At 46.5% G+C, this 21,747-nt stretch carries 23 protein-coding genes; 5 read left to right on the top strand and 18 right to left on the bottom strand.

All coding sequences use genetic code 11. From position 1 onward, the window contains the following. Positions 1 to 37 precede the first annotated feature (37 nt). The gene (locus tag WH95_RS05280) at positions 38 to 628 is read left to right on the top strand and encodes a gamma-glutamylcyclotransferase (protein WP_046503955.1); all 591 of its coding nucleotides are present in this window, start codon (positions 38 to 40) and stop codon (positions 626 to 628) included. A gap of 104 nt (positions 629 to 732) precedes the next feature. Here the strand turns inward: WH95_RS05280 and WH95_RS05275 are convergent, their stop codons facing one another. Genes WH95_RS05275 through ftsE form a run of 5 tightly spaced genes read right to left on the bottom strand, consistent with a single transcriptional unit; the run spans position 733 to position 3,935 of the window. Further along, entirely contained in the window at positions 733 to 939 is a 207-nt protein-coding gene (locus tag WH95_RS05275) for a hypothetical protein (protein ID WP_046503953.1), read from the bottom strand. Further along, positions 939 to 1,670 (bottom strand): lysophospholipid acyltransferase family protein, encoded by a 732-nt coding sequence (locus WH95_RS05270; protein ID WP_046504593.1) that lies wholly within the window; start codon positions 1,668 to 1,670, stop codon positions 939 to 941. The genes WH95_RS05275 and WH95_RS05270 overlap by 1 nt, the downstream gene beginning before the upstream one ends. Positions 1,671 to 1,677: 7 nt before the next feature. Beyond that, complete coding sequence (locus WH95_RS05265) at positions 1,678 to 2,307, bottom strand: YdcF family protein (RefSeq protein WP_082113991.1); 630 nt, start codon at positions 2,305 to 2,307, stop codon at positions 1,678 to 1,680. Between the two features lie 36 nt (positions 2,308 to 2,343). Then, the gene (locus WH95_RS05260; protein WP_046503948.1) at positions 2,344 to 3,237 is read right to left on the bottom strand and encodes a cell division protein FtsX; all 894 of its coding nucleotides are present in this window, start codon (positions 3,235 to 3,237) and stop codon (positions 2,344 to 2,346) included. Next, positions 3,234 to 3,935 (bottom strand): cell division ATP-binding protein FtsE, encoded by a 702-nt coding sequence (ftsE, locus tag WH95_RS05255; protein WP_046503945.1) that lies wholly within the window; start codon positions 3,933 to 3,935, stop codon positions 3,234 to 3,236. Before ftsE ends, WH95_RS05260 begins: the two co-directional genes overlap by 4 nt. A gap of 193 nt (positions 3,936 to 4,128) precedes the next feature. Here ftsE and WH95_RS20445 point away from each other — a divergent pair, with 193 nt between their 5' ends. Further along, the gene (locus tag WH95_RS20445) at positions 4,129 to 4,935 is read left to right on the top strand and encodes a zinc-ribbon domain-containing protein (protein WP_052741819.1); all 807 of its coding nucleotides are present in this window, start codon (positions 4,129 to 4,131) and stop codon (positions 4,933 to 4,935) included. Between the two features lie 120 nt (positions 4,936 to 5,055). Continuing rightward, entirely contained in the window at positions 5,056 to 5,424 is a 369-nt protein-coding gene (locus WH95_RS05245) for a response regulator (protein WP_046503943.1), read from the top strand. A 39-nt stretch (positions 5,425 to 5,463) separates the two neighbouring features. Here the strand turns inward: WH95_RS05245 and WH95_RS05240 are convergent, their stop codons facing one another. The 5 genes from WH95_RS05240 to argH all read right to left on the bottom strand — a co-directional run bounded on the left by WH95_RS05240 (position 5,464) and on the right by argH (position 11,964). Continuing rightward, positions 5,464 to 6,144, bottom strand: a complete 681-nt coding sequence (locus WH95_RS05240; RefSeq protein WP_281174809.1) for a substrate-binding periplasmic protein — start codon at positions 6,142 to 6,144, stop codon at positions 5,464 to 5,466. Between the two features lie 251 nt (positions 6,145 to 6,395). After that, entirely contained in the window at positions 6,396 to 8,945 is a 2,550-nt protein-coding gene (locus WH95_RS05235) for a DUF4175 domain-containing protein (protein WP_046503938.1), read from the bottom strand. A 69-nt stretch (positions 8,946 to 9,014) separates the two neighbouring features. Then, positions 9,015 to 10,286 carry a diaminopimelate decarboxylase gene (gene lysA, locus WH95_RS05230; RefSeq protein ID WP_046503936.1) on the bottom strand — a complete coding sequence of 424 codons (1,272 nt, stop codon included), beginning with the start codon at positions 10,284 to 10,286 and terminating at the stop codon, positions 9,015 to 9,017. Between the two features lie 5 nt (positions 10,287 to 10,291). Next, positions 10,292 to 10,597 carry a hypothetical protein gene (locus tag WH95_RS05225; RefSeq protein ID WP_046503933.1) on the bottom strand — a complete coding sequence of 102 codons (306 nt, stop codon included), beginning with the start codon at positions 10,595 to 10,597 and terminating at the stop codon, positions 10,292 to 10,294. Continuing rightward, positions 10,594 to 11,964, bottom strand: coding sequence for an argininosuccinate lyase (argH, locus tag WH95_RS05220; protein ID WP_046504589.1), 1,371 nt, complete (start codon positions 11,962 to 11,964; stop codon positions 10,594 to 10,596). The genes WH95_RS05225 and argH overlap by 4 nt, the downstream gene beginning before the upstream one ends. Positions 11,965 to 12,056: 92 nt before the next feature. Here argH and WH95_RS05215 point away from each other — a divergent pair, with 92 nt between their 5' ends. Further along, the gene (locus WH95_RS05215; protein WP_046503930.1) at positions 12,057 to 12,635 is read left to right on the top strand and encodes a TlpA disulfide reductase family protein; all 579 of its coding nucleotides are present in this window, start codon (positions 12,057 to 12,059) and stop codon (positions 12,633 to 12,635) included. A gap of 125 nt (positions 12,636 to 12,760) precedes the next feature. Here the strand turns inward: WH95_RS05215 and WH95_RS05210 are convergent, their stop codons facing one another. The 8 genes from WH95_RS05210 to WH95_RS05175 form a co-directional block, all read right to left on the bottom strand. Next, positions 12,761 to 13,645, bottom strand: a complete 885-nt coding sequence (locus WH95_RS05210) for a 3-hydroxybutyryl-CoA dehydrogenase (RefSeq protein ID WP_046503927.1) — start codon at positions 13,643 to 13,645, stop codon at positions 12,761 to 12,763. A 140-nt stretch (positions 13,646 to 13,785) separates the two neighbouring features. Further along, positions 13,786 to 14,718: an FAD-binding protein gene (locus tag WH95_RS05205; protein ID WP_046503925.1), complete on the bottom strand. Its 933-nt coding sequence runs from the start codon at positions 14,716 to 14,718 to the stop codon at positions 13,786 to 13,788. Positions 14,719 to 14,720: 2 nt separating this feature from the next. Then, a complete protein-coding gene (locus WH95_RS05200; protein WP_046503923.1) occupies positions 14,721 to 15,470 on the bottom strand; it encodes an electron transfer flavoprotein subunit beta/FixA family protein in 750 nt (249 codons plus the stop codon). 150 nt (positions 15,471 to 15,620) lie between these two features. Next, positions 15,621 to 16,184 (bottom strand): cob(I)yrinic acid a,c-diamide adenosyltransferase, encoded by a 564-nt coding sequence (locus tag WH95_RS05195; RefSeq protein WP_046503920.1) that lies wholly within the window; start codon positions 16,182 to 16,184, stop codon positions 15,621 to 15,623. A 189-nt stretch (positions 16,185 to 16,373) separates the two neighbouring features. Next, complete coding sequence (locus tag WH95_RS05190) at positions 16,374 to 16,571, bottom strand: twin transmembrane helix small protein (RefSeq protein ID WP_046503917.1); 198 nt, start codon at positions 16,569 to 16,571, stop codon at positions 16,374 to 16,376. 54 nt (positions 16,572 to 16,625) lie between these two features. Continuing rightward, a complete protein-coding gene (locus WH95_RS05185; RefSeq protein WP_046503915.1) occupies positions 16,626 to 17,486 on the bottom strand; it encodes a DUF4743 domain-containing protein in 861 nt (286 codons plus the stop codon). 146 nt (positions 17,487 to 17,632) lie between these two features. Further along, entirely contained in the window at positions 17,633 to 17,812 is a 180-nt protein-coding gene (locus WH95_RS05180; protein ID WP_046503913.1) for a hypothetical protein, read from the bottom strand. A gap of 271 nt (positions 17,813 to 18,083) precedes the next feature. Next, a complete protein-coding gene (locus WH95_RS05175; protein ID WP_046503911.1) occupies positions 18,084 to 20,111 on the bottom strand; it encodes a protein meaA in 2,028 nt (675 codons plus the stop codon). Between the two features lie 216 nt (positions 20,112 to 20,327). Here WH95_RS05175 and ccrA point away from each other — a divergent pair, with 216 nt between their 5' ends. Then, the gene (ccrA, locus tag WH95_RS05170) at positions 20,328 to 21,611 is read left to right on the top strand and encodes a crotonyl-CoA carboxylase/reductase (protein WP_046504587.1); all 1,284 of its coding nucleotides are present in this window, start codon (positions 20,328 to 20,330) and stop codon (positions 21,609 to 21,611) included. Positions 21,612 to 21,747: the final 136 nt, after the last annotated feature.

The following is a 21,747-nucleotide window of genomic DNA, read 5'->3' as shown; positions in this document are numbered from 1 at the left end:
CTTTCCTTAGCCATAGACGATTCGGAGAACCAGAGCAATGTCGACCCCTGAATTAAGGGCCTTTTATGATTCGAAATTACCGCTCGATGAGGGTCAGGATTTTTGGGTGTTTGGCTATGGTTCTTTGATGTGGAATCCTGGCTTTCCCCATATCGAGGTTCAGCCTGCAGTGCTGGATGGCTTTCACAGGCATTTCTGTATCTATTCTTTCTTTTACCGCGGAACACCCGAATGTCCGGGGCTTGTTTTGGGTCTTGACGAAGGGGGATCCTGTGTCGGTATGGCTTATAAGGTGCCCGCTGCTGAACGGGCGGTGGTCATGGATTATCTTTTTGAGCGAGAGATGATTTCAGGTGTGTATCATCCTGGCTGGTATGATGTTTCACTGAAGTCGGGCCAAGAGGTGGTCGCGGCAACTTTTGTGGCAGATACCAAACATGAGCAATATGCTGGTCGCCTTAATAACCAACAACTGATTTCCCATATTCTTCAAGGGGTCGGGAGCAGTGGGCGATGCTTTGAATACCTGGATAACACAGTATCCCATCTTAAAGCACTGAGCATAGAAGATCCGGGACTTGAAGAGTTATTGGAAAAAGTAATCGAGGCCCAAAAGCATATTCCTTGATCGCACGAAACTTTATGCAATCGGAAGGCTTTCGAGGCCTAAGGAATAAAATTTTCTTGTTGTCCCTCTCGTACGATCTTGGAACTATCCTGCTATTCCTAATTTTATTTATCCGGAATGCTTTGTGTTACGTATTGGATAAGTGCATCAAAATCTGTCAAAAGCCAGAAAAGTCCCAGAACGATAAGCCCCCCAAGAGGCATTATGTACCAAGGGTGGTTAAAGGGAACATTTTCTCCGCAGGCGTAGCAGATATCTTCGTCAACGCCGATTTCGGTTGCACACTTTGGACATTTACGTGGTTTTGTCATCACGCGCCTTTACCTTGCTCAGCTTCATTCATAAGACGGTTGCTGGCGTTTTCGATGGTATCTTGCATCGTTTTCATGAAGATTTTTTTATTCAAACCGGCAGGAATAACAGGTAGAAACTCAAGCACGATATTACCGGGTTTTTTGACAAAAGCATCTTTCCCCCAGAATAGGCCAGAGTTAACCGCAGCAGGGCAAACAGGAACGTTTAATCCGCTGTAGAGAGCAATTATTCCTGTCTGGTAGTTTGGTTCTTGGTGAGGCGTTGCGCGCGTTCCCTCTGGAAAAATTACCACAGGGCGCCCGTTATCCAGAGGTTCTTTTGCCTCTTTTATCATTTGACGAAGTGCTTTTATGCCTGCCTTGCGGTTAATTGCAACAACGCCGCCTTTCCATAGATACCACCCGAAGAAAGGTATTATCAGAAGTTCTCTTTTCAGAATAAAACATGGATTATCCAAGAAGGCCATCAAAGCAATGGTTTCCCATGCAGATTGATGTTTACTGACCAGTAAGAAGCCGCCTTCTTTGGGAATGTTCTCTTGCCCCCGAATTTCGTAGGTGGTTCCACATATGACTTTGAGAAGCCAAAAGATTACCTGTGCCCAATAGTGACCAGCATTTAGCATGAAACGTTGCGGGAATATCATGAGCACGAGACAGGGCGTAAAGAAAATAGCGCACCAAATCAGATAGCAAATATTGAACGTCAGGGATCTTAAAAAAATCATCGGGTTTCTATCCAATCAATATCGCCTGTATATCTTCTAGCCATATCCGAACATGAGCCATCAGAAATTTAACATATTCCGATAAAATCAATGTCATGCTACCTGGCCAGAGCCACCAGTCTTTCTGTTTTACATGTTGTGGAAAAACGGAGTGAGGCAGGATTTTGATGTCCGGCATCGCATTTTTAAATTCCAGAAGACTTCTTGGCATATGGTAGGCTGCTGTGACAAGCCGTAATGAGCTATAGCCTTCTTGTTCTATCCAATTCTGGCTTTCTAATGCATTGCCGCGTGTATCATCTGCCTGATATCCCAGTTTGACACAGCATTCCAAGTTTTTAGGGGCGCGTTGTGACAACCTTAAAAGTTCTTGTACTTCAACACCCTTATATACTCCTGAAATAAAGAGCTTCTTCGCGGTGCCTTGTTCTAATAAATCCAAACCGGTGTTGATACGGTCACTTCCCCCCGTTAGCACGACGATCACATCGGTTACTTCAGTTTCGTTTAGGACGTCTTCTGGCAGGTTGGCGGCGAACCAAAAAAAACCAAGTACCCATGATAATAACGCGGCGACCGTTATAAAGGACCCAAGTTTTAAAAGTATGTATCTTTTGCGCATAGGTTTATGAAACAACGATCTACTCTTCTCTTTTCCCCATGGAGGCGTTTCTTAAGGCATCAGGGCCAAGCTTTTTAATACAGTCAACCTGGCGGTCATCATGGCAATTAAAGAAGCAGATAATGGCATTAATAAGAGCAATCCCCATTCTCCAGAGGAAAAGGTCAGTGTGGGGAGAATTGCACTATTTGCTTGTCCTAATAAAGAACTGAAGCTGGCAACGGTGATACCGGCAAGAAGCAATCCGGACAGTCCACCGACGATGCTCAGTCTCAAGGCATGAAACTGAAAACGAGAGGCAATGTATGAATCGTGTGCTCCCATATGGTGAAAGAGTTCAACGACCTGTCGATGGATTGCAAGGCCCATTCGGGTGACAAGGGTCACCATCAGGGCGGCAGCACCCCCTACGAGAATGACAACAAGCAAGGCGATGATTTGAATGATTTTGGTCAGGCCCAAAAGATTTCCAAGCCATCGTTGGTGATCATCCACACTGGCATGTGGAATGTCCTTTGCCAGTATAGTTTTAATTTCATCAATGGTTTTGGCGCTGGAACTGTCAAGTTCTATGGAAATCAGGTAGGGGATGGGTAAATCATGCAACAGGATATCCTTGCCCAACCAAGGTTCCATTAGCTTATTCAGTTCGGCGTCATTTAGCCGTTCAATTTTGGAAATATTATCGAGTTTTTCAATTTTCGAGATAAAGATCTTAAGTTGCTTTTCGATAGCAGCTTGTTTTGAATCTGATGATTCAGAAGGAACTTGTATGGTTAGGCTACTTGAAAGACCTTGGTCCCAGCGATTGGCAAGCTTGTTCATCGTAAGGGCAATGACAAGGGACATTGTTGCTAAATAGACCATCATGGCAATTAGCCAGGGCAAAAATTTGCTAGAAGCATCCCGGTCGAGAGGTACATCGTTTTTATTTCCAAACATCATGCACCACTCTCTGATGATGAGGGAGATGAGCTTTGCTCGCTGCGAATTAGCCTGACTTCACCATTAATGATTTTGAAAACGGGGTGGTTAAAACGGTTCACAAGCCCTTCGTTATGGGACGCAACGACAATGGTTGTGCCGCGTTTGTTGAGTTCCTCAAACAAAAAGAGCAATCGTTCTGCAATTTTGTCATCCAGGTTTCCCGTTGGTTCATCTGCCAAAAGCAGGCTGGGACGTGCGATGACGGCACGTGCAATAGCAACACGCTGCTGCTGACCTCCAGAGAGAGTGGGTGGCTTTGCATCAAGATAGTCAGCCAGACCAACCCAGGATAGCAGCTCACTGACATTCCGGCGGACTTTGTCCAGAGATTGTCCCGTTATGGTTAACGGCAGAGCGACATTCTCCAGAGCTGTTAAATGGTCTAATAAGCGAAAGTCCTGAAAAATAATGCCTATACGTCGCCGTAACATGGTCAATTCTTTACGGTCTTGCTGTGACACATCGCGTCCGAAAATACTAAGCCGTCCCGAAGATGGCCGGTGAGCTAAATACATCAGCCGTAAAAGGGATGACTTCCCCGCACCACTGGGACCGACCATAAAATGGAATGACCCCGGGGCGAGTGTCAGGTTTACCTGATGCAGGACATCCGGGCCAGACCCATAGCGTAAATGAACATCTTGAAAACGGACCAAAAGTCAGAAATCCATAGTGGTGAGTGACGGGAAAAACAATGACATATTTTGTCTGCTAGCGTAAAGCCTTGTGCCTTGATTAATCATTGAACAGAAAACAAAAATACCCGCTCTGCAAGGCCTTACTTGCCATCGTATTTTATGGACCGTATAAATTAAGGCCAATTTAGTTTCTTCGCTGGTGAAAAATCGAATGATTGTTTCTTGTCCTGAATGCAGTAGCAAATTCCGAATTGCCTCTGATGCCTTGGGTGATTCCGGGCGCAAGGTACGTTGCAGTAGCTGTCGGCATACTTGGTTTCAGGAACCGGATTTGGAATTTACTCCTACTGAAGCTGTGATTACCGAAGATGTTAGTAATACATCAGAGGCAGCAAGTGATCCGACACCCACCGAAGAGATACCTGTGACAACACCGGCAGAGCCATCTCCGCTGGATGATGACTTTGTTGAGCCGGGTAATGTACGTACCAAGCGCCCAAAAGGTTTTGCACCGGACAAGAAGAAAGAAAAGAAAAAGAGTAAAGGCGGCCTTATTTCTTGGCTTCTTTTGCTAATTATTGTCGGTGGAATTGCGTTTGCTCTTGCAGACCGTCCGACACGGGCAAAGATTGTGGACACTGTTCCTGAAGCGATGAAACTGTATGACCTGTTGGGGTTACAGGTTTATTTAGTCGGGCATGGTCTGGAAATTGAAAAACTGCCCTCAGAACGTGGATCTCGTGATGGTGCTACGGTTATTGTACTAAAAGGGAAGATTAAGAATAAACTGGATAAGCGAGTTGTTGTGCCAAAATTGATTGGATGGCTTGCGGATAATCGTGGTGCGGCGGTTTCACGTAAGACCATTACATTGGATACCCCCTATCTAGAACCCCAAGAAGAAGTTGAATTCATGATTGAACTTTTGAGTAGTTCAAAGGCCGTGGGGGCTAATACAAGCTTTATCTCGGATAATGATGCGTTACAGAATCCGGATTTTGATCCTGTTGATGAATAGTTGTGTGGTTTGAGAACCCTATATGGTTCTTTATCAAACGTGGCGTCATCCACAACGACGTGATATTCTTTATTTAACGAAATGTTAACCATAAGTTTAACGTGATAGCGGTGACCCTGTATGCCCAAGATTTTAATAGCCGAGGATGATAAAGCTGTTCGTAGTTTTGTTGCGCGGGCTTTAACGCACAAGAACCATGAAGTCAAAGCGGTTGGGGACGGGATGCAGGCTTTGGAAGCTCTTGGCGAAGACACCTATGATCTATTGATCACAGATATTGTCATGCCGGGTCTTGATGGTATCGGGTTGGCACTCAAAGTGGCAAAGGATGCACCGGAAATGCCCGTGTTACTGATGACGGGTTATTCTGCGGAAAAGCAGCGGGCGCATAATCTGGAAGAACTAATTTTTAAAGTCGTCACAAAACCTTTCAGCTTACAGGAAATTTGTGATGCAGCGGAAGAGGCTTTGGGCATACAGGCAAGCTAAGATAAGGTTTAGCTGTATCCGGACTTTATCTTACTGGCGTTAATTGATCTGAAGGTACCGTGCCTCAAGCTGGTCCGTAAAACCTTCCTTGTGCAGGTCACGGATCGTTTTATTAATCTCGTCCAGTAGATAGTAACAAGGCGAAGCTCTGCTCATCATTAAATGAACGTCGTTTGAAGCCACGGGCCAGGGAAGGTCATTTATCTGCCCTAAATTCCCGGTCTCGTGAAGATCGGCGATTCCATCATACCGGCTCAAGACGGCATAATCGGCTCGTCCTGTTTGCAAAAGCTCAAGAGTACCATTTTCTTTTACCCCATGGATATTCAGGTACTTTTCTGCATAGTGGTCAAATTCCTCTCCATAGGAGCCTCCCATTGGGCGAAGGCCAATAAGCCCAACTAAATCGTCTAAGCTATTCAAAGGAAACTCTTCTCCTTGACGGACAAAAATCGCGATCTCTTCCTGAACTAAAGGTTCTGTGTAGCTGTAAATTTGAGCTCGTTCACTAGTCCAGTATGCTCCTAGTAAAAGGTCAAGTTCTCCATTCTCTAATTGTCGTAACATACGATTCCAAGGAAGTGGAGGAGCATTTATAACAGTGATCCCAAGGCGGCTAAAAGCTTCGCGAGTAATATCAATCGCGATGCCGTGATGCACTTTCGCTTTATTGGAATACATTACAATCGGGTACCAATCTGACGCACCATTTACCCGTATCTCACGACAGGGCTTTCATTTGATTTGGCTGTGGCCCCTATTACGCACAATAAAGTCACTAAAAGACATAAAAGGACTATGCTGTGTTTAGACAAGCTTTGCTTTATCATTAACAGTCCCCGTTAGCGGTATGTAACAATTACGAGATTTTATATATTAAACAGAATACCCATGACTTAAGTTTCAATAGATTAGCTCGTTGTACCATCTGTATCAGAAGAAGCGCCCGAAAGTACTATAACAGCTGTTGATTAAAATCGTTCCAATAGTTTTTGAATATAGGTCTTCTCTTCTTTAGACCGTTGTCGATCATTCCTTCTGTTTCTGAGCTCCTCAAGAATTGATCTGCTTCTGATAAGATCATTCTCACTTGGTAAGTTAATGCCTTGTTTGGCGATACTGCCGCCTTTACTTCCAATGTTTCGTCCGAATGGATCCCGCCCGGATCCATCTTTTCCTCTGACCCAGCCACTGCCTCGTTCGGGCGCCTGACTCAGCATTTTTAGATACTTTTCTGCGGCCTGTTCCGTACCATTCTGTAACTTTCTTAGGCTTCTTGTTTGAGCACGCACGGCTTGTTCATTCTCGTTCCCCTCACCATTTTGACCTTGTAGGGCATCACGAGCCATTCCCATGGACTGCTCTGCTTGATCAAAATCTTCGGGCAAATTACCTAGTAGTTCCTGTATATTCTCCATCATCTGTTCCAGCTCTTGCCTGATGCGTTCCTGGCTTTTGGCATCGCGATATCGTTCCTGGCTTTGTTCGCGTGCCTGTTCGCCAGGACGTCCATCACCCGGCAGAGTTTGTGGCGCAGCTTTTGATCCATTTCCTTCTTGCTGACTTTGGGCGTCCTGCTGGCGTTTGTAGCTGTTTTCCAGAAGCTCTTCTTGCCTTTTTGTTAGATCCTGAAGTTTTTCAAATGTTTCTCTACCGATATCATTGGCATTGTTTCCAGGTTGCTGGCCTTGTTGGAATGCGAGATTCTCTAACATATTTTGCAGCTGGGAAAGTAGTTCCATTGCTTCTTCCATAGAACCATTTTCAGCAAGCCGCCGGGCCTCTTCAATCATGTTTTGTAAGTCTTTTCCCTCTATGGTTTGCGCGTTTTCCGATGGCTGTGCTGAAGTGTTTTTATCGGGATCATCTAAAAAGTCTTTCAGCATGTCAGATAGAAGCTGATCGACGGCTTGCTCTAACTGGTCCATAAGGCGGGAAATTTCGTCTTGATTTGCATTGGAACTCAGCGCGTCACGTAATTGTTGTTGTATGTTCCTGAGTTCTCTTTGTGCTGTACTGATTCTACCATCTTCAAGATGAAGAGCCGTTTGCCAAAGAATATTCTGGCTTGCCTTAACACCGGGGAGTGTTGGCTCAAACAGAAGGTGTTTGCTGGCGATACTCATCGTCAGGGCGACAAGACTATCATGATTGTAGGCACCGGGTGTTCTGACAAGCATGCCAAGCGTTGCTATTACGTCCAATTTGTTGCTAGGGGTGTTGAGGTCCTTGCGAAGTTGTACAAGTTGTTGAGCAAGAGGATGGGTAAAACTACGTTCCGGAATGGTGATTTTAAAATCCTCTGTCTGTCCTCTTTGTCCTATCCCGTCCTGTACCGAAAGTTTAAACCATACCTCTTCGCCTGCCAGGATGTTGTCCGTAAGATCTAAATAATGCTGGCCTTGATACTCTGCAGTTTGACTGGCGGGAAGGGGAACTTCAATCTTTGTCAGGTCGGGGTTTTCCGGCTCATACAGAGAGTTTTGCGGCCAGAACTCTATCAATAATAAATTGGTTCCGTAGTCATCCAATGCTTTGTAATCCAGCCTGAGCAGCCCGAGATCATTTTCTTGAGGACTTTCTGTGATAGATATTTCGGGCGGATGATCTTTTATCAGATTAATTTGGGTGTTGAGGACGGACGTAAAAGACCCGCCAATCCGTAACATACCGCCTTGTTCAATAATGAATTCACTTTGATGGTTTAAAGCCCCAGTTTGTTCTGTTTTATAGGTAATATCGCCCAGAACAATATCGGGTGGTGTTTCCTCCCCATGGAACTGTGCAATTACCTTGCTTCCGCTGGGCAGGTTAATTTCAGTTGGTGGGGGAAAGCTTTGATCGAAAAAAAGTGGAGGCATTCCGGTATAATCCGGGGGGGTGAGCCACAAGCTAAAGGTTGTATCCTGATTATTGGCAAGTGATACAAATTTTTTGAATTCAAAGGCCGAAGCTAGACGATCCGGCCATTGTTGAAATGAAAATGATGCGATGAAAAGTCCAATAAGGATGAATGATCGTAACCCGAAGGGATCTAACCTGAAAAGCTGTGGTTTTGGGGCCGTTAGCTTGAGTGAGTTGAGTGAGGCAGCTAAGCGTTTTTTATTGTTCAACCATAGGCTCAAGCCTGTTTCTGAGGCTTTTACAGGGCGATCATCAAGACTGCTCAAAGGACGGTGAGAGAGTTGGTTGTCATGTTCTAAACGCCGTAATGCTTGATGGCGAGTTGGGACTTTCATCATTAGAAGGGCTTTAACGCCGCTATAAATGATTAGGGCAGCAGATAATATGAGGAAGGCTATATGCCCCCAAACAGGAATTTGCGCCGGAAAATCCAAAAGAATAAGCGTTGTTATTGCGCCAAGTAGGCCTAAAAGAGGCCAGGATGCTTTCCAGAAATTTTCCCAAAGAAGGATCAGTTTGGTCAGAGTGGTTTTGACTTGGATTTTCCACGGCAATCCAAGCTCGGGCCTTGTGGCCTGTTTTTTTAACAGTGATCTTCTTCGGGCGGTACTATCCATCGGTCCATATGTTCCTTTGGTAGGCTCATTTGGACATACCGCCCCATAAAGAGGAAAAGGTTGCTTATATTATTTCGACAACCACTCAGGCAGAATGTCCTGTTTTATCAGTGTATCATAATCAACACGTTTGCGCACAATCGCATATTGATCACCTTTGACCAAAATTTCGGGAGCATTCAGCCGTGTGTTGTAACTCGAGGCCATGACAGCACCATAGGCACCAGCGGATTCCATGGCCAACAGATCTCCTGCTGCTATTTCTGGCAATGGTCGTTGTGTTGCAAAGGTATCACCAGACTCACAAATCGGACCAACGATGTCACATGGTGTCAGCGAAGTATTTGCATCGGGTTGTTTCAAGGGGGTGATGTCGTGCCAGGCATCGTAGAGTGATGGTCTGATCAAATCGTTCATAGCTGCATCAATGATGAGGAAGCGACGATTTGTACCATCCTTAACATATATGGTTTCCGTCACCAAAACCCCGGCATTGCCAACCAAAAAACGACCGGGTTCAAATATACATTCTGCATCCAAACCTTGCATGGCTTCGCTTACAGCCTGTGCATATTCGCTAAGGTCCGGTGGTGTTTCATCTTTGTATTGAATGCCCAGTCCGCCACCAAAATCAATCCGTTTAAGGGGGAGGCCAGCGTTTTGCAGTTCTTTATAGAGACTTGCTAATCGCGCAAAGGCATCTTTGAACGGGCTGGCGTCTGTTAGCTGTGAGCCAATGTGAACGGCGAGGCTCTCGACGGCAATGTTTGGAAGTACCTTTGCTTGCTCAACAAAGTTACGAACACTTGGTATATCAATGCCGAATTTGTTTTCAGCTTTTCCCGTTGAAATCTTTGCATGGGTTTTTGCATCGACGTCAGGATTAATTCTGAAGGCAACCGGGGCTGTGACCCCCATTTTTTGGGCAACAGCTGAAAGAGCTTCGAGTTCAGGCAAAGACTCAACATTGAACTGCAAAATGCCTGCTTTCAAGCCAACAGCCATCTCTGATGGTTTTTTGCCGACACCGGCAAAGACAATTTTCTTCGGGTCAACGCCGGCTTCCAAAGCGCGACGCAACTCACCCTCTGAAACCACGTCTGCTCCTGCCCCTGCTTTGGCAAGGGTTTGGATTACAGACTGGTTAGAGTTAGCCTTGAGCGCATAACAAATTGTGCCTTTGACGCCTGCTTTGGCAAGCGCATCAGAAAAAGAGTTGTATGCATTCACCATCGCTTGTGTGGAATAGCAGAAGAAAGGCGTTCCAACTTCTTGGGCGATGTTTTCCAATGGCAGATCTTCAACATGAAGCTGGCCATGGCGGTATTCAAAGGCACTCATAATTTTTACTGTCCGTATGTCTTTACTTTGACCTTCGAATTTTTACGTATCTGTAAACTCTCGGGTATAGCGTTTTGTTGTTCAGTCGTCGGCGTGCCTGTGGAAGAAGAGTTTGGCGTTACAGCAGGTGGGTATGGATACTGTTGCGGATAATCCCAATCTCCACCGGGGCGTTCAAGCCCTCCAACCTTACCACAGGCGGCGAGCAGCAAACCTGCGCCAAGAAGAGTTGCTGTTGCAAGAGATCTTTTATTGAAAACCTGTTGTCCTGGTACAATCCAAGTTTGTTTTATAGAGCGGGCCTGCTTCATGACAAAAATCTCTCTCTGGCAGCTTTTGCCGCGGCTTTAACATTTTCAGGTGCTGTGCCACCAAAACTTGTGCGACTTTGCGCCGACTGTTCAACTGTGAGAACCCTGAATATATCCTGAGAAATGCGGGCTTCTACGCTTTGCATTTCTTCCAAACTCAAATCACTTATATCACAGCCTTTGTCTTCGGCCAGCTTTACAATTGTTCCTGTAACATGATGGGCGTCACGGAAAGGCAGGTTAAGTTCTTTGACCAGCCAGTCAGCAAGATCCGTGGCAGTTAGAAAACCATCGGCAGTCGCGGCGTGAAGTTTGTCGCGGTTGGCAACCATATCACTGACCATCCCAGTCATGGCGGTCACACTTAGAATCAGTGTGTCAGCGGCATCAAACACAGGTTCTTTATCTTCTTGCATGTCTTTGCCATAGGTCAAAGGCAGACCTTTCATGACAACAAAAAGAGTATTCATCGACCCGATAACACGCCCGACTTTGCCGCGAATAAGCTCTGCTGCATCCGGGTTTTTCTTTTGCGGCATGATAGAGCTGCCTGTGGTAAAGGCATCGGAAAGTGTAACAAAGCCGAAACCCTGAGAGCACCAGATGACCAGTTCCTCTGCAAAGCGTGACAGGTGAGTGGCTAATATTGCGCCGGAAGACATAAACTCAAGTGCGTGGTCTCTATCAGAAACTGAATCAAGTGAGTTCGCTGTTGGGCGATCAAAGCCAAGAGCCTCGGCAGTCATATGACGATCTATCGGGAAAGATGTGCCTGCCAGTGCGGCAGCACCCAGAGGGCATTCGTTCAATCTTTTGCGACAGTCCTGTAGTCGGCTTCTGTCGCGTCCAAACATTTCAACATAGGCAAGCATGTGGTGACCAAATGTCACAGGTTGAGCCGCCTGAAGGTGGGTGTAACCTGGCATGATAACGTCGAAATTTTCTTCGGCTTGCTTGATCAAAGCTTCGATAAGAAGGCCTGTTTGTTTGTCCAGTTCGTCAATTGCACTACGTACCCAAAGCTTGAAATCCGTTGCTACCTGGTCGTTTCGGGAACGTGCAGTATGTAATCTGCCCGCGGCGTCACCGATAAGTTCGCGCAATCTGTTTTCGATATTCATATGAATATCTTCGAGAGCAGGAGAGAAAGTAAAAGTGCCGTTTTCGATTTCTCGCGAAATTGTGTCTAGACCCTGGAGTATTGCATTGCCATCTTCTGTGCTGATAATACCTTGTTTAACCAACATGCTACAGTGAGCTTTTGACCCGGCAATATCCTGTGCGGACATGCGTTTGTCGAAATCGATAGAGGCGTTGATCTTTTCCATAACTTCGGAAGGCCCAACGCTAAAGCGTCCGCCCCACATTGCATTGGCAGATGTTTCACTGGGTGTTTTTGGTTCTGACACGATATTCTCTTTCGCCTTATTCGGTCTCACGACTTTATGGACTTGTACTAATGATCCTGATTAAAGCCCTTCGCCTGTCCGGTTTTCTTCACATGCTATTCGCAGCATCCGTAACGCTTGTGATCAGCGTGTCATTTGCTGGAGCAGTGGATAAACCTCCACTCGAAGGGCGACTCGAAGGGAACTTTACTCTGTTCGATCCTCCTATTCCAGTGCCGATCGAAACCTTTCAGGATGAAGAAGGAAAACTTCGTTCGTTCACGGAAATGAAAGGGCAGGTTATTCTCTTGAATTTCTGGGCAACATGGTGTGCACCCTGTGTCAAGGAGATGCCCGATCTGGACAGGCTACAGGCTGAATTGGGGAGTGATCTGTTTCGGGTTGTGACACTTTCCGAGGATAGATCAGGACTTAAGAAGGTGTTGCCCTTTTTCAAAGATAATGATCTTAAAAACTTACCGGCTTATGTTGATCCAAAGGGCCGCGTTTCGCGTGCTTTTGGGTTGCGGGGGTTGCCATCAACCTATTTGATTAGCAAAGAGGGTATGATCGTCGGTGCTTTAATCGGCCCCTTTGAATGGGACGCGCCAGAAGTTAAAACACTGGTTGATTTTTATGTCTCTAAATAAAGGCTAGGGATAGATTAAGCTGGATCTGAACGCCTTTGACGTTAAAATCAAAAAAAAGCCATCTGTGAAAACATGATGGCTCTTTTTTATTTTCTGTTTTTTTTGTTTGGGTCTTCTAGCTCGTTTTAACGTGTTGGCACTGGCGTGTCGCCACCGTAATCATAGAACCCACGGCCTGATTTTTTACCTACCCAGCCTGCTTCGACATATTTCACCAATAGAGGACAGGGGCGATATTTGGTATCGGCAAGGCCGTCATAGAGCACGGACATAATCGCAAGGCAGGTATCCAGTCCGATAAAATCTGCTAGTTCCAATGGTCCCATGGGGTGATTGGCGCCCAGCTTCATGGCGGTATCAATGGAATCAACAGTACCGACACCTTCATAGAGAGTGTATACAGCTTCATTGATCATGGGCAGCAGGATGCGGTTCACAATAAAGGCTGGGAAGTCTTCGGATGACGCCGAGGTTTTGCCCAGCTTGTGGGTCATGTCCTTAATAGCGTTGTAGGTGCTTTCTTCTGTCGCGATGCCGCGAATCAATTCCACAAGCTGCATGATTGGCACAGGGTTCATGAAATGCATGCCCATGAACTGTCCCGGACGTTTTGTAACCGCAGCCAGACGCGTGATGGAAATTGACGAGGTATTTGAGCAAAGAATAGCTTCCGGCTTCATCAAGGGGCAAACCTTGCGGAAGATATCTTTTTTAATTTCTTCGTTTTCAGTCGCGGCTTCAATCACGACGTCACAGTCAGAGAGGCTTTCCAGTTCCTGTGAGCTTTTGATTCTTCCCAAGGCGGTGGTGATGTCAGATTCGGATATCTTGCCCTTGGACGCCTGACGCTGCATGTTCTTTTTGATGGTGGCGAGTGCTGCATCAAGTTGATCTTGATTGACATCGACCATGTGAACATCAAAGCCAGCAATCGAGCTGACGTGTGCAATGCCACTGCCCATTTGCCCTGCGCCAATAATGCCAACGGATTTAATATCCTGAATAGTCATACTCTTCACGAGCCTTTCCGCTACTCTGTAATTTAAAACAAGACGCTACCATATTTGATAGCGTCTTGTCGTAGGGTATCATTGCAGATCGATCTTTGAAATATCAAGTCTCAATAAGTGAGAGTGATAGATCAAAAGATTTATCCAAGCTCAGCTTCAAGCTCTGGAACTGCATCGAAGAGATCCGCAACCAGGCCATAGTCAGCAACCTGGAATATCGGGGCTTCTTCGTCTTTATTGATCGCAACGATGACTTTTGAGTCTTTCATCCCGGCAAGATGCTGAATAGCGCCAGAGATCCCCACGGCAATGTAGAGATCTGGAGCCACAACTTTACCAGTCTGACCAACCTGATAGTCATTTGGTACGTAACCCGCATCAACGGCGGCACGAGACGCGCCAACAGCTGCACCAAGCTTATCTGCAACGCGCTCGAGCATTGCAAAGTTTTCGCCGTTCTGCATGCCGCGACCACCAGAGATAACAACGCCAGCGGTTGTCAGTTCTGGACGCTCGGATTTTGTCAGCTCTTGGCCTTCAAAAGTGGAAAGCCCGGCATCACCTGTTGCATCAACAGTTTCTACGGCGGCTGATCCGCCTTCTTCTGCTGCGGCTTCAAAAGCTGTACCACGAACGGTAATCAGCTTGATCGCATCAGATGACTGAACCGTTGCGAGGGCATTACCAGCATAGATCGGACGCACAAAAGTATCTGCGGATTCAATTGCTGTAATCTCGGAGATTTGCTGAACATCCAGCAATGCAGAAGCACGTGGGAGGATGTTTTTGCCGTAAGTCGTTGCCGGAGCCAGTACGTGGCTGTAGCCAGACGCAAGGTTCACGATCAATGGTGCAATGTTTTCTGCAATGTCCTGTGCATACTCGGGCGCATCAGAAACAAGAACCTTGGAAACACCTGTGATCTTTGCAGCAGCTTCGCCAGCCGTGGCACAGCCAGAGCCGGCAACAAGAACGTGAACATCATCACCCAGCTGTGTTGCTGCGGTAACGGTGTTCAATGTAGCAGGCTTGATGCTTGCGTTGTCGTGTTCGGCGATAACAAGAATAGACATCGTTAGATCACCTTTGCTTCGTTTTTGAGTTTGTCGACCAGTTCAGAAACGGAACCAACGATAACGCCGGCATCACGTGCCGGAGGCTCAGTGACCTTCAGCGTGCTGATGCGTGGAGCGACATCAACGCCAAGATCGGCAGGTGATGTTGCATCGATAGGTTTTTTCTTCGCTTTCATGATGTTTGGAAGCGACGCGTAGCGTGGCTCGTTCAAACGAAGATCAACTGTCAGAACAGCTGGCATAGCAAGGCTTGCTTTTTGCAGGCCGCCATCAACTTCACGGGTGATGTTCAGCTTGTCGCCCGCCACTTCCACAGCAGAGATGAAAGTGCCTTGTGACCAACCAAGAAGGGCAGAAAGCATCTGGCCTGTTTGATTGTTGTCACCGTCAATTGCCTGTTTTCCTAGGATAACGAGACCTGGCTCTTCATTTGCCACAACAGCTTTTAGCAGCTTGGCAATTGCCAATGGCTGTAAGTCGTCGTCGCTTTGAATGTGAATGCCGCGATCTGCGCCCATAGCAAGGCCAGTACGGAGGGTTTCTTGAGCCTGGGCTGGTCCAGCTGAAACAACAATGATCTCGCTGGCGATGCCAGCTTCTTTCATGCGTACAGCTTGCTCAACCGCAATCTCACAGAACGGGTTCATCGCCATTTTGACGTTTGTTAATTCAACGCCAGTCTGGTCAGATTTAACCCGAACCTGCACGTTCGCGTCTATAACGCGTTTGATTGGGACGAGTACTTTCATCTAGAAGTATCCTTAATATTCGCGCTTTACCTAAGCAAAATGACAAGAATCTAAAGATCCGTCACTTTACTCTCTAACAGCCAGTCGCCGGGAACCTTAGGCCCGCCAACATACACTGTCAATGATCCCCTGAAGACTTTCTCCCGAAGATCATCGGTTTGCCCCAGGTACCCAGAGCACGTCCTTAGCCCCCTTGTCATTGACGTGGCGAGCCAGAACAAAAAACAAATCGGATAGACGGTTTATATATTTCAATCCCTCGGGGTTGATGTCTTCGGTTTGACACAGGGCTGAGATCAGGCGTTCAGCTCTGCGTGAAACGGTTCTGGCCTGATGCAGGTAAGCTGCAATTTCGCTGCCCCCGGGAAGGATAAATGATTTTAACGGTGCTAAATCAGCATTTAAATCATCAATCTCCTGTTCAAGTCTCTCTACCTGATCGGCAGTGATTCTCAAGGGCGGGTATTCAGGATCTTTTTCTTCGGGGCAACAGAGGTCGGCGCCGAGATCAAAAAGATCGTTCTGAATACGTACCAGAATATCATCAACAAGATCTTTGCTGTACAATCGCGCAATACCAACAATGGCGTTGGTTTCGTCAACGGTGCCATAAGCCTCAACACGGAGGTCGTGTTTATGAACGCGTTTGCCGGAACCAAGCGACGTTTTTCCTTTGTCACCGCCTCTTGTGTAAATACGTGTCAATTGGACCATTACAGCAAGCTCTCTTTCTAAAGGGTTGAGTTTGTCGTCCTTCCTTTTTCTTCAACTGTCGTAAAGATTACATTGGAAGGACGCGAAGGGTATATCACCGATGCGACTGACTTTTGACGAATTAAGCTGAAATTCTCTTAACTCAATGTTCTTGGTTCAATGAAGGTTCAGCCTACTTACTCGGTTTTTTTATTGGTTCTTGGCCCAAAAGGCTATCAGGAAGATTAAAAGTGCAATTCCTTGGGCCAAAACACGATACCGCATGAATTTATTCGCATGTTGTTTGTTATATTCACCACCACGCGCCATGCTGATAAGTCCGGCAAAAAGGATGATGACAACGGCAGCTAAAGAAAGCACCATCAGGATATTTAAAAAACTGTCCATAATTGTTTTCCTGGAATTATCTCTGCTTTTGTTCGTTGTTTTCTGAATTCGTTATCATGACGTTATGGCTTGACGGTGCATGCCCTCGATCAAGTCCGAATAGATGTCGTCATCAGGGGTGAGATACCCTTCTCTGATTAAGAAATGTATTAAAACCAGACTGACATTGTATTTGAAGTCATCTGTCTTTGTGATGCGATCAATGACTTTTTCTATTGGCCAAAGGTAAAATTCCTCTACCTCTCCATCCATGTTTTGCGGAATAAAACTCTCGTCCAGATAGAGGTCATAGATATAAAGATGATCGTTTTTCAGGCCGTCGGGGCGTTCGCAACGATAAGAAACCATACCTGTTGCTTTGGCTGTCGAGGATATTGCCTGGGGTATATTCGCTTCTTCTTCAGCTTCTTTGATTAGATTTTCCAGTATACTCAAGCCATAGGGCTGCCCGCCCGCGACAATATGATCAAGCTCTCCCGGTGCATTGGGTTTCGCTAGAGAGCGTTTCCCGATCCAGACTTTTAAGCCTTCTTCGGTTTTTACGAGACCGTTTACGTGAACGCCGTAACTGCGAATGCCAAAATGACCAGAAGCCCCACGATCCATTTTTAAGAGTGGGGGCAAGTGCCAGCTATTGGTCACGGCATATTCCTCGTCTCGCCATCTGGGAATAATACCTTCTTTTACCAGCACTTTGATTGCGCTTTCAACTTCGCCTGTACGGCTTTCAAATGTTGTCAGTTTATCTGAAAGTGTGACGCTTTGCGATGATACGTTAAAGACGGTGTTAAAATCTTTGAGCTTCGTTGCCAAATCATGTGCGATGTGCCCATGAATTTCATTGTTAATAATGAAAGGGCGATAATTTTCCGGCTGCCAGAAATGACAAGTTTTAACACGCTCTAACAGTGACAAAGAAAACTCCTGAAGTATTTGCTGCGGGGAGATATTATTTCAGGAGTATATTGCGATTTCCCCAATTTATTATCAATGGGATTTATGGGTAATTTTCAAAACTAAAGTGCTTAATCTGGATTGAGATATTATTTTCAGAATTTTTGTCAGCCGTGATTGATTAAGCTTGGATTTTTCAGTTCCATTAATTCTTGGGGGGCTTCTGTCGAGCTTTTTGATTCGAGAATTGTTGTGGGTTGAACACTAGGCGCATGAGAGCGTCCAAGAAACATGATACCGAAGACGAGAAGGGCGGCAGAAAACGCGATGCGGAATATAAGGTTCATTTTGATCTCTTTGCTCATTAATTGAGCTGAAAAGTACAGACAAAACAAATGTCTAGGTACGAAAAATTGAATTTGATGATCTATGTATGGATGGCATCAACTATTACAAGGGCCATGCATAAACTTTCTTAAGAGTAAATGGGAGTGGCCTTTTGAGATTAGAACTCACTTTTTAGTGAGGACTCATGAAACTCTTGGCGCATCCTCTTACTAAAGCGAAAGGGGAGCTTGTTTCTGGCTTGTTTTATATCGCAATGGGAGGTTCTGTAAATTACTCGGCAGCCGTTTTATAGGGGGCAGACAAAATATCCGTGATGTCACTAAGGATAGAACCGAGATCAAAGTCTTTTGGTGTATAGACAGCAGATACCCCCAACCCCAACAGCTGCTCAGCATCTTCTTTTGGGATAATGCCACCGACGACCACTGGAATGTCTGCAATGCCTGCTTTCTGCATTTTTTCTATAATCTCTCTCACAAGAGGAATATGAGATCCGGAAAGAATGGAAAGGCCTATAATATGGACGCCTTCTTCCAATGCGGCATTCACAATTTGTCCTGGCGTTAAGCGAATGCCCTCATAGACGACTTCGTATCCGGCTTCTTTGGCGCGAACCGCAATTTGCTCTGCGCCGTTTGAATGACCGTCCAGGCCCGGTTTGCCAACGAGCATTTTGGGGCGACGTCCAAGCTTTTTAGTCAGTTGATCCAGCTGATCGCGTATCTTGGCAAGCTTATGCTGATCATGCTCGTTTGGGGCGCTTTGCCCAACCCCTGTTGGGGCGCGGAACTCGCCAAAGATCTCTCGCAGCGTTTGTGCCCATTCCCCGGTTGTTACCCCGGCGTGTGCACAGGCGATGGAGCTTGCCATGATGTTGTTGTTTTCTAAAGCTGCAGTTCGAAGTTGGGAAAGAGCCTGTTCAACATCGTGGGGATTCCGGTTTTGGCGCCAGGCTTTTAATTTTTTAATCTGTTGGGCTTCGGCTGCGTCATCCGTTTTCAGGAAGCCGCTATCCTCGCCAGTTGTTAGGGGAGAAGGCTCTGTTTCAGTGTGCTTGTTGACACCGATGACGGTAAGGTCACCACTCTCAATATCTCGGAATCTCTGCGCGGCTGATTCAACCAGCTTGCCTTTCATGTAAGAGCTTTCTACAGCGGCGACTGCGCCACCCATTTCTTCGATACGGGCAAGCTCTTCTTTTGCTTCGGTCATGAGAGCCTGAACTTTGTTTTCTATTTCTGTGGAACCGTTGAAAATATCACCATATTCAAGAAGGTCCGATTCAAAGGCTACAATTTGCTGCAATCTCAAGGACCACTGTTGATCCCAGGGGCGTGGCAGTCCCATCGCTTCATTCCATGCCGGGAGTTGTACGGCCCGGGCTCTGGCGTCTTTGGACAGGACAACAGCCAGCATTTCAAGCAGGATGCGATAGACGTTGTTTTCGGGTTGTTGCTCTGTAAGGCCAAGAGAATTCACCTGTACACCATATCTGAAACGTCGATATTTTTCTTCGCTAACCCCGTATCGTTCCTGACAAATTTCATCCCATAGCCGTGTAAAAGCGCGCATTTTGCAAAGCTCTGTGACAAAGCGCACTCCGGCATTTACGAAGAATGAAATCCGGCCGACCACCCTTGAAAAGTCATGATCGGGCACTTGCCCGGACGCTTTCACCGCATCCAGCACAGATATGGCCGTTGCCAAGGCGTAAGCGAGTTCCTGTACGGGTGTCGCCCCGGCTTCCTGAAGGTGGTAGGAGCAGACATTCATCGGGTTCCATTTGGGAACTTCGTTATAGGTAAAGGAGATCACATCGGTGATCAGGCGCATGGATTGCTTCGGTGGGAAGATATAAGTGCCGCGAGACAGGTATTCTTTGATCAGATCGTTCTGAGTTGTTCCCGAAAGCTTGTTGCGATCCACGCCCTGTTTTTCGGCACAGGCAATGTAGAGCGCCAGTAACCACGGGGCTGTTGCATTGATGGTCATGGATGTATTCATTTGATCCAGCGGGATCTCGTGAAACAGCGTTTCCATATCCCCCAGATGAGAAATGGGAACACCGACTTTGCCCACTTCCCCCTGTGCGAGGACATGATCCGAGTCGTACCCTGTTTGAGTTGGAAGATCAAAGGCGACCGAGAGGCCTGTTTGTCCCTTTTTCAGATTCGTTTTGTAGAGTTCGTTGGATGTCTTGGCCGTGGAATGTCCGGCATAAGTCCTGAATAACCAGGGGCGATCACTTGATTTTGCTGCATGTGCGTTGTGATTTGTTTTTTTTGAAGCCTCTGACATCCAAAATTCCCCTGAATTTTTCGTTATTGTCGTTATTTTGTTAAAATATAGACATAAAATTACTATATTATCCAGTGTTTAGTAAAAATATAATAATTGTGCATTGCAAAAAAAACAACTCAAGCTAAACTGATTTTCAACAGAGAGAAAGTTTTTGCCATTCCGGGCGACATCAAAGACCACCAGAAAGGTGGCATGAATGGGGATAAGGCTAAGATGAGTGAAACAGCAAAAGTAGTGGACATTACGGCGCATCAGGAAAAAAAAGATCTGTATGAAGTTGGGGAGATTCCCCCCATGGGGCATGTACCCAAGCAGATGTATGCCTGGACTATTCGTCGAGAGCGTCAAGGGAACCCTGAACAGGCGATGCAGGTTGAGGTCGTCGACATTCCAAAGCTGGAAAATAACGAGGTTCTCGTTCTCGTGATGGCGGCAGGCGTTAATTACAATGGCGTCTGGGCGGGCCTCGGCAAGCCAATTTCAGTCTTTGATGTTCATAAGGAACCCTACCACATTGCGGGATCAGACGCGTCCGGGATTGTCTGGGCCGTGGGATCAAAGGTTACGCGCTGGAAAGTTGGCGATGAAGTTATTGTTCATTGCAATCAGGATGACGGGGATGATGAAGAGTGTAATGGTGGTGACCCCATGTTTTCTACCTCCCAACGTATTTGGGGTTACGAAACACCAGATGGATCCTTTGCCCAGTTTACACGGGTCCAGTCCCAACAACTTATGCACCGTCCCCGTCACCTGACATGGGAAGAGTCAGCCTGTTATACCCTGACTCTGGCGACCGCCTATCGCATGCTGTTCGGGCATCGCCCCCATATCCTGAGGCCGGGTCATAACGTACTGGTTTGGGGGGCATCCGGTGGCTTGGGGTCAATGGCTATTCAGTTGATTGCCACAGCTGGCGCCAATGCAATTGGTGTTATTTCTGACGAAACCAAACGCGATTTTGTGATGTCCCTTGGGGCCAAAGGTGTTTTGAACCGCCGGGATTTCGACTGTTGGGGACGCCTGCCAGAAGTGAACGATGTGGAAGGTTACAAGGACTATATGAAAGAGGTCCGCAAGTTTGGTAAAGCGATCTGGGATATTACGGGCAAAGGTAATGATGTTGATTTTGTCTTTGAGCATCCAGGTGAGCAAACCTTCCCGGTTAGCTGTAACATCGTTAAACGTGGCGGCATGGTCGTTTTCTGTGCGGGAACGACGGGCTTTAACCTGACGTTTGATGCGCGCTTTGTCTGGATGCGTCAAAAGCGAATTCAGGGGAGCCACTTTGCCAACCTGAAACAGGCATCACAGGCTAATCAATTGGTTATCGAGCAGCGTCTTGACCCTTGCATGTCCGAAGTATTTTCTTGGGACGATATCCCGCGGGCGCATACCAAGATGATGAACAACGAGCACAAACCTGGAAATATGGCCGTGCTTGTCCAGTCAACACGGCCGGGGTTGCGTACGTTGGAAGATGTGATTGACGCATAAAGTTTCCTGCTGCCGATAAGCGCGATGGCTATGCTTATACGGGTGCATATCTCTGTTGCTTTTTGCGAGGGGGAAACATCGCACTTATCGGCCTTTTTCATTGTTAGATCTTGTTTCGATAGATTTTGACTTAGCT

Source organism: Kiloniella litopenaei, from assembly GCF_000982415.1.
In the GTDB taxonomy this organism is placed as follows: Bacteria; Pseudomonadota; Alphaproteobacteria; order Kiloniellales; family Kiloniellaceae; genus Kiloniella; species Kiloniella litopenaei.
This window is presented reverse-complemented; position numbering and strand designations above follow the sequence as displayed.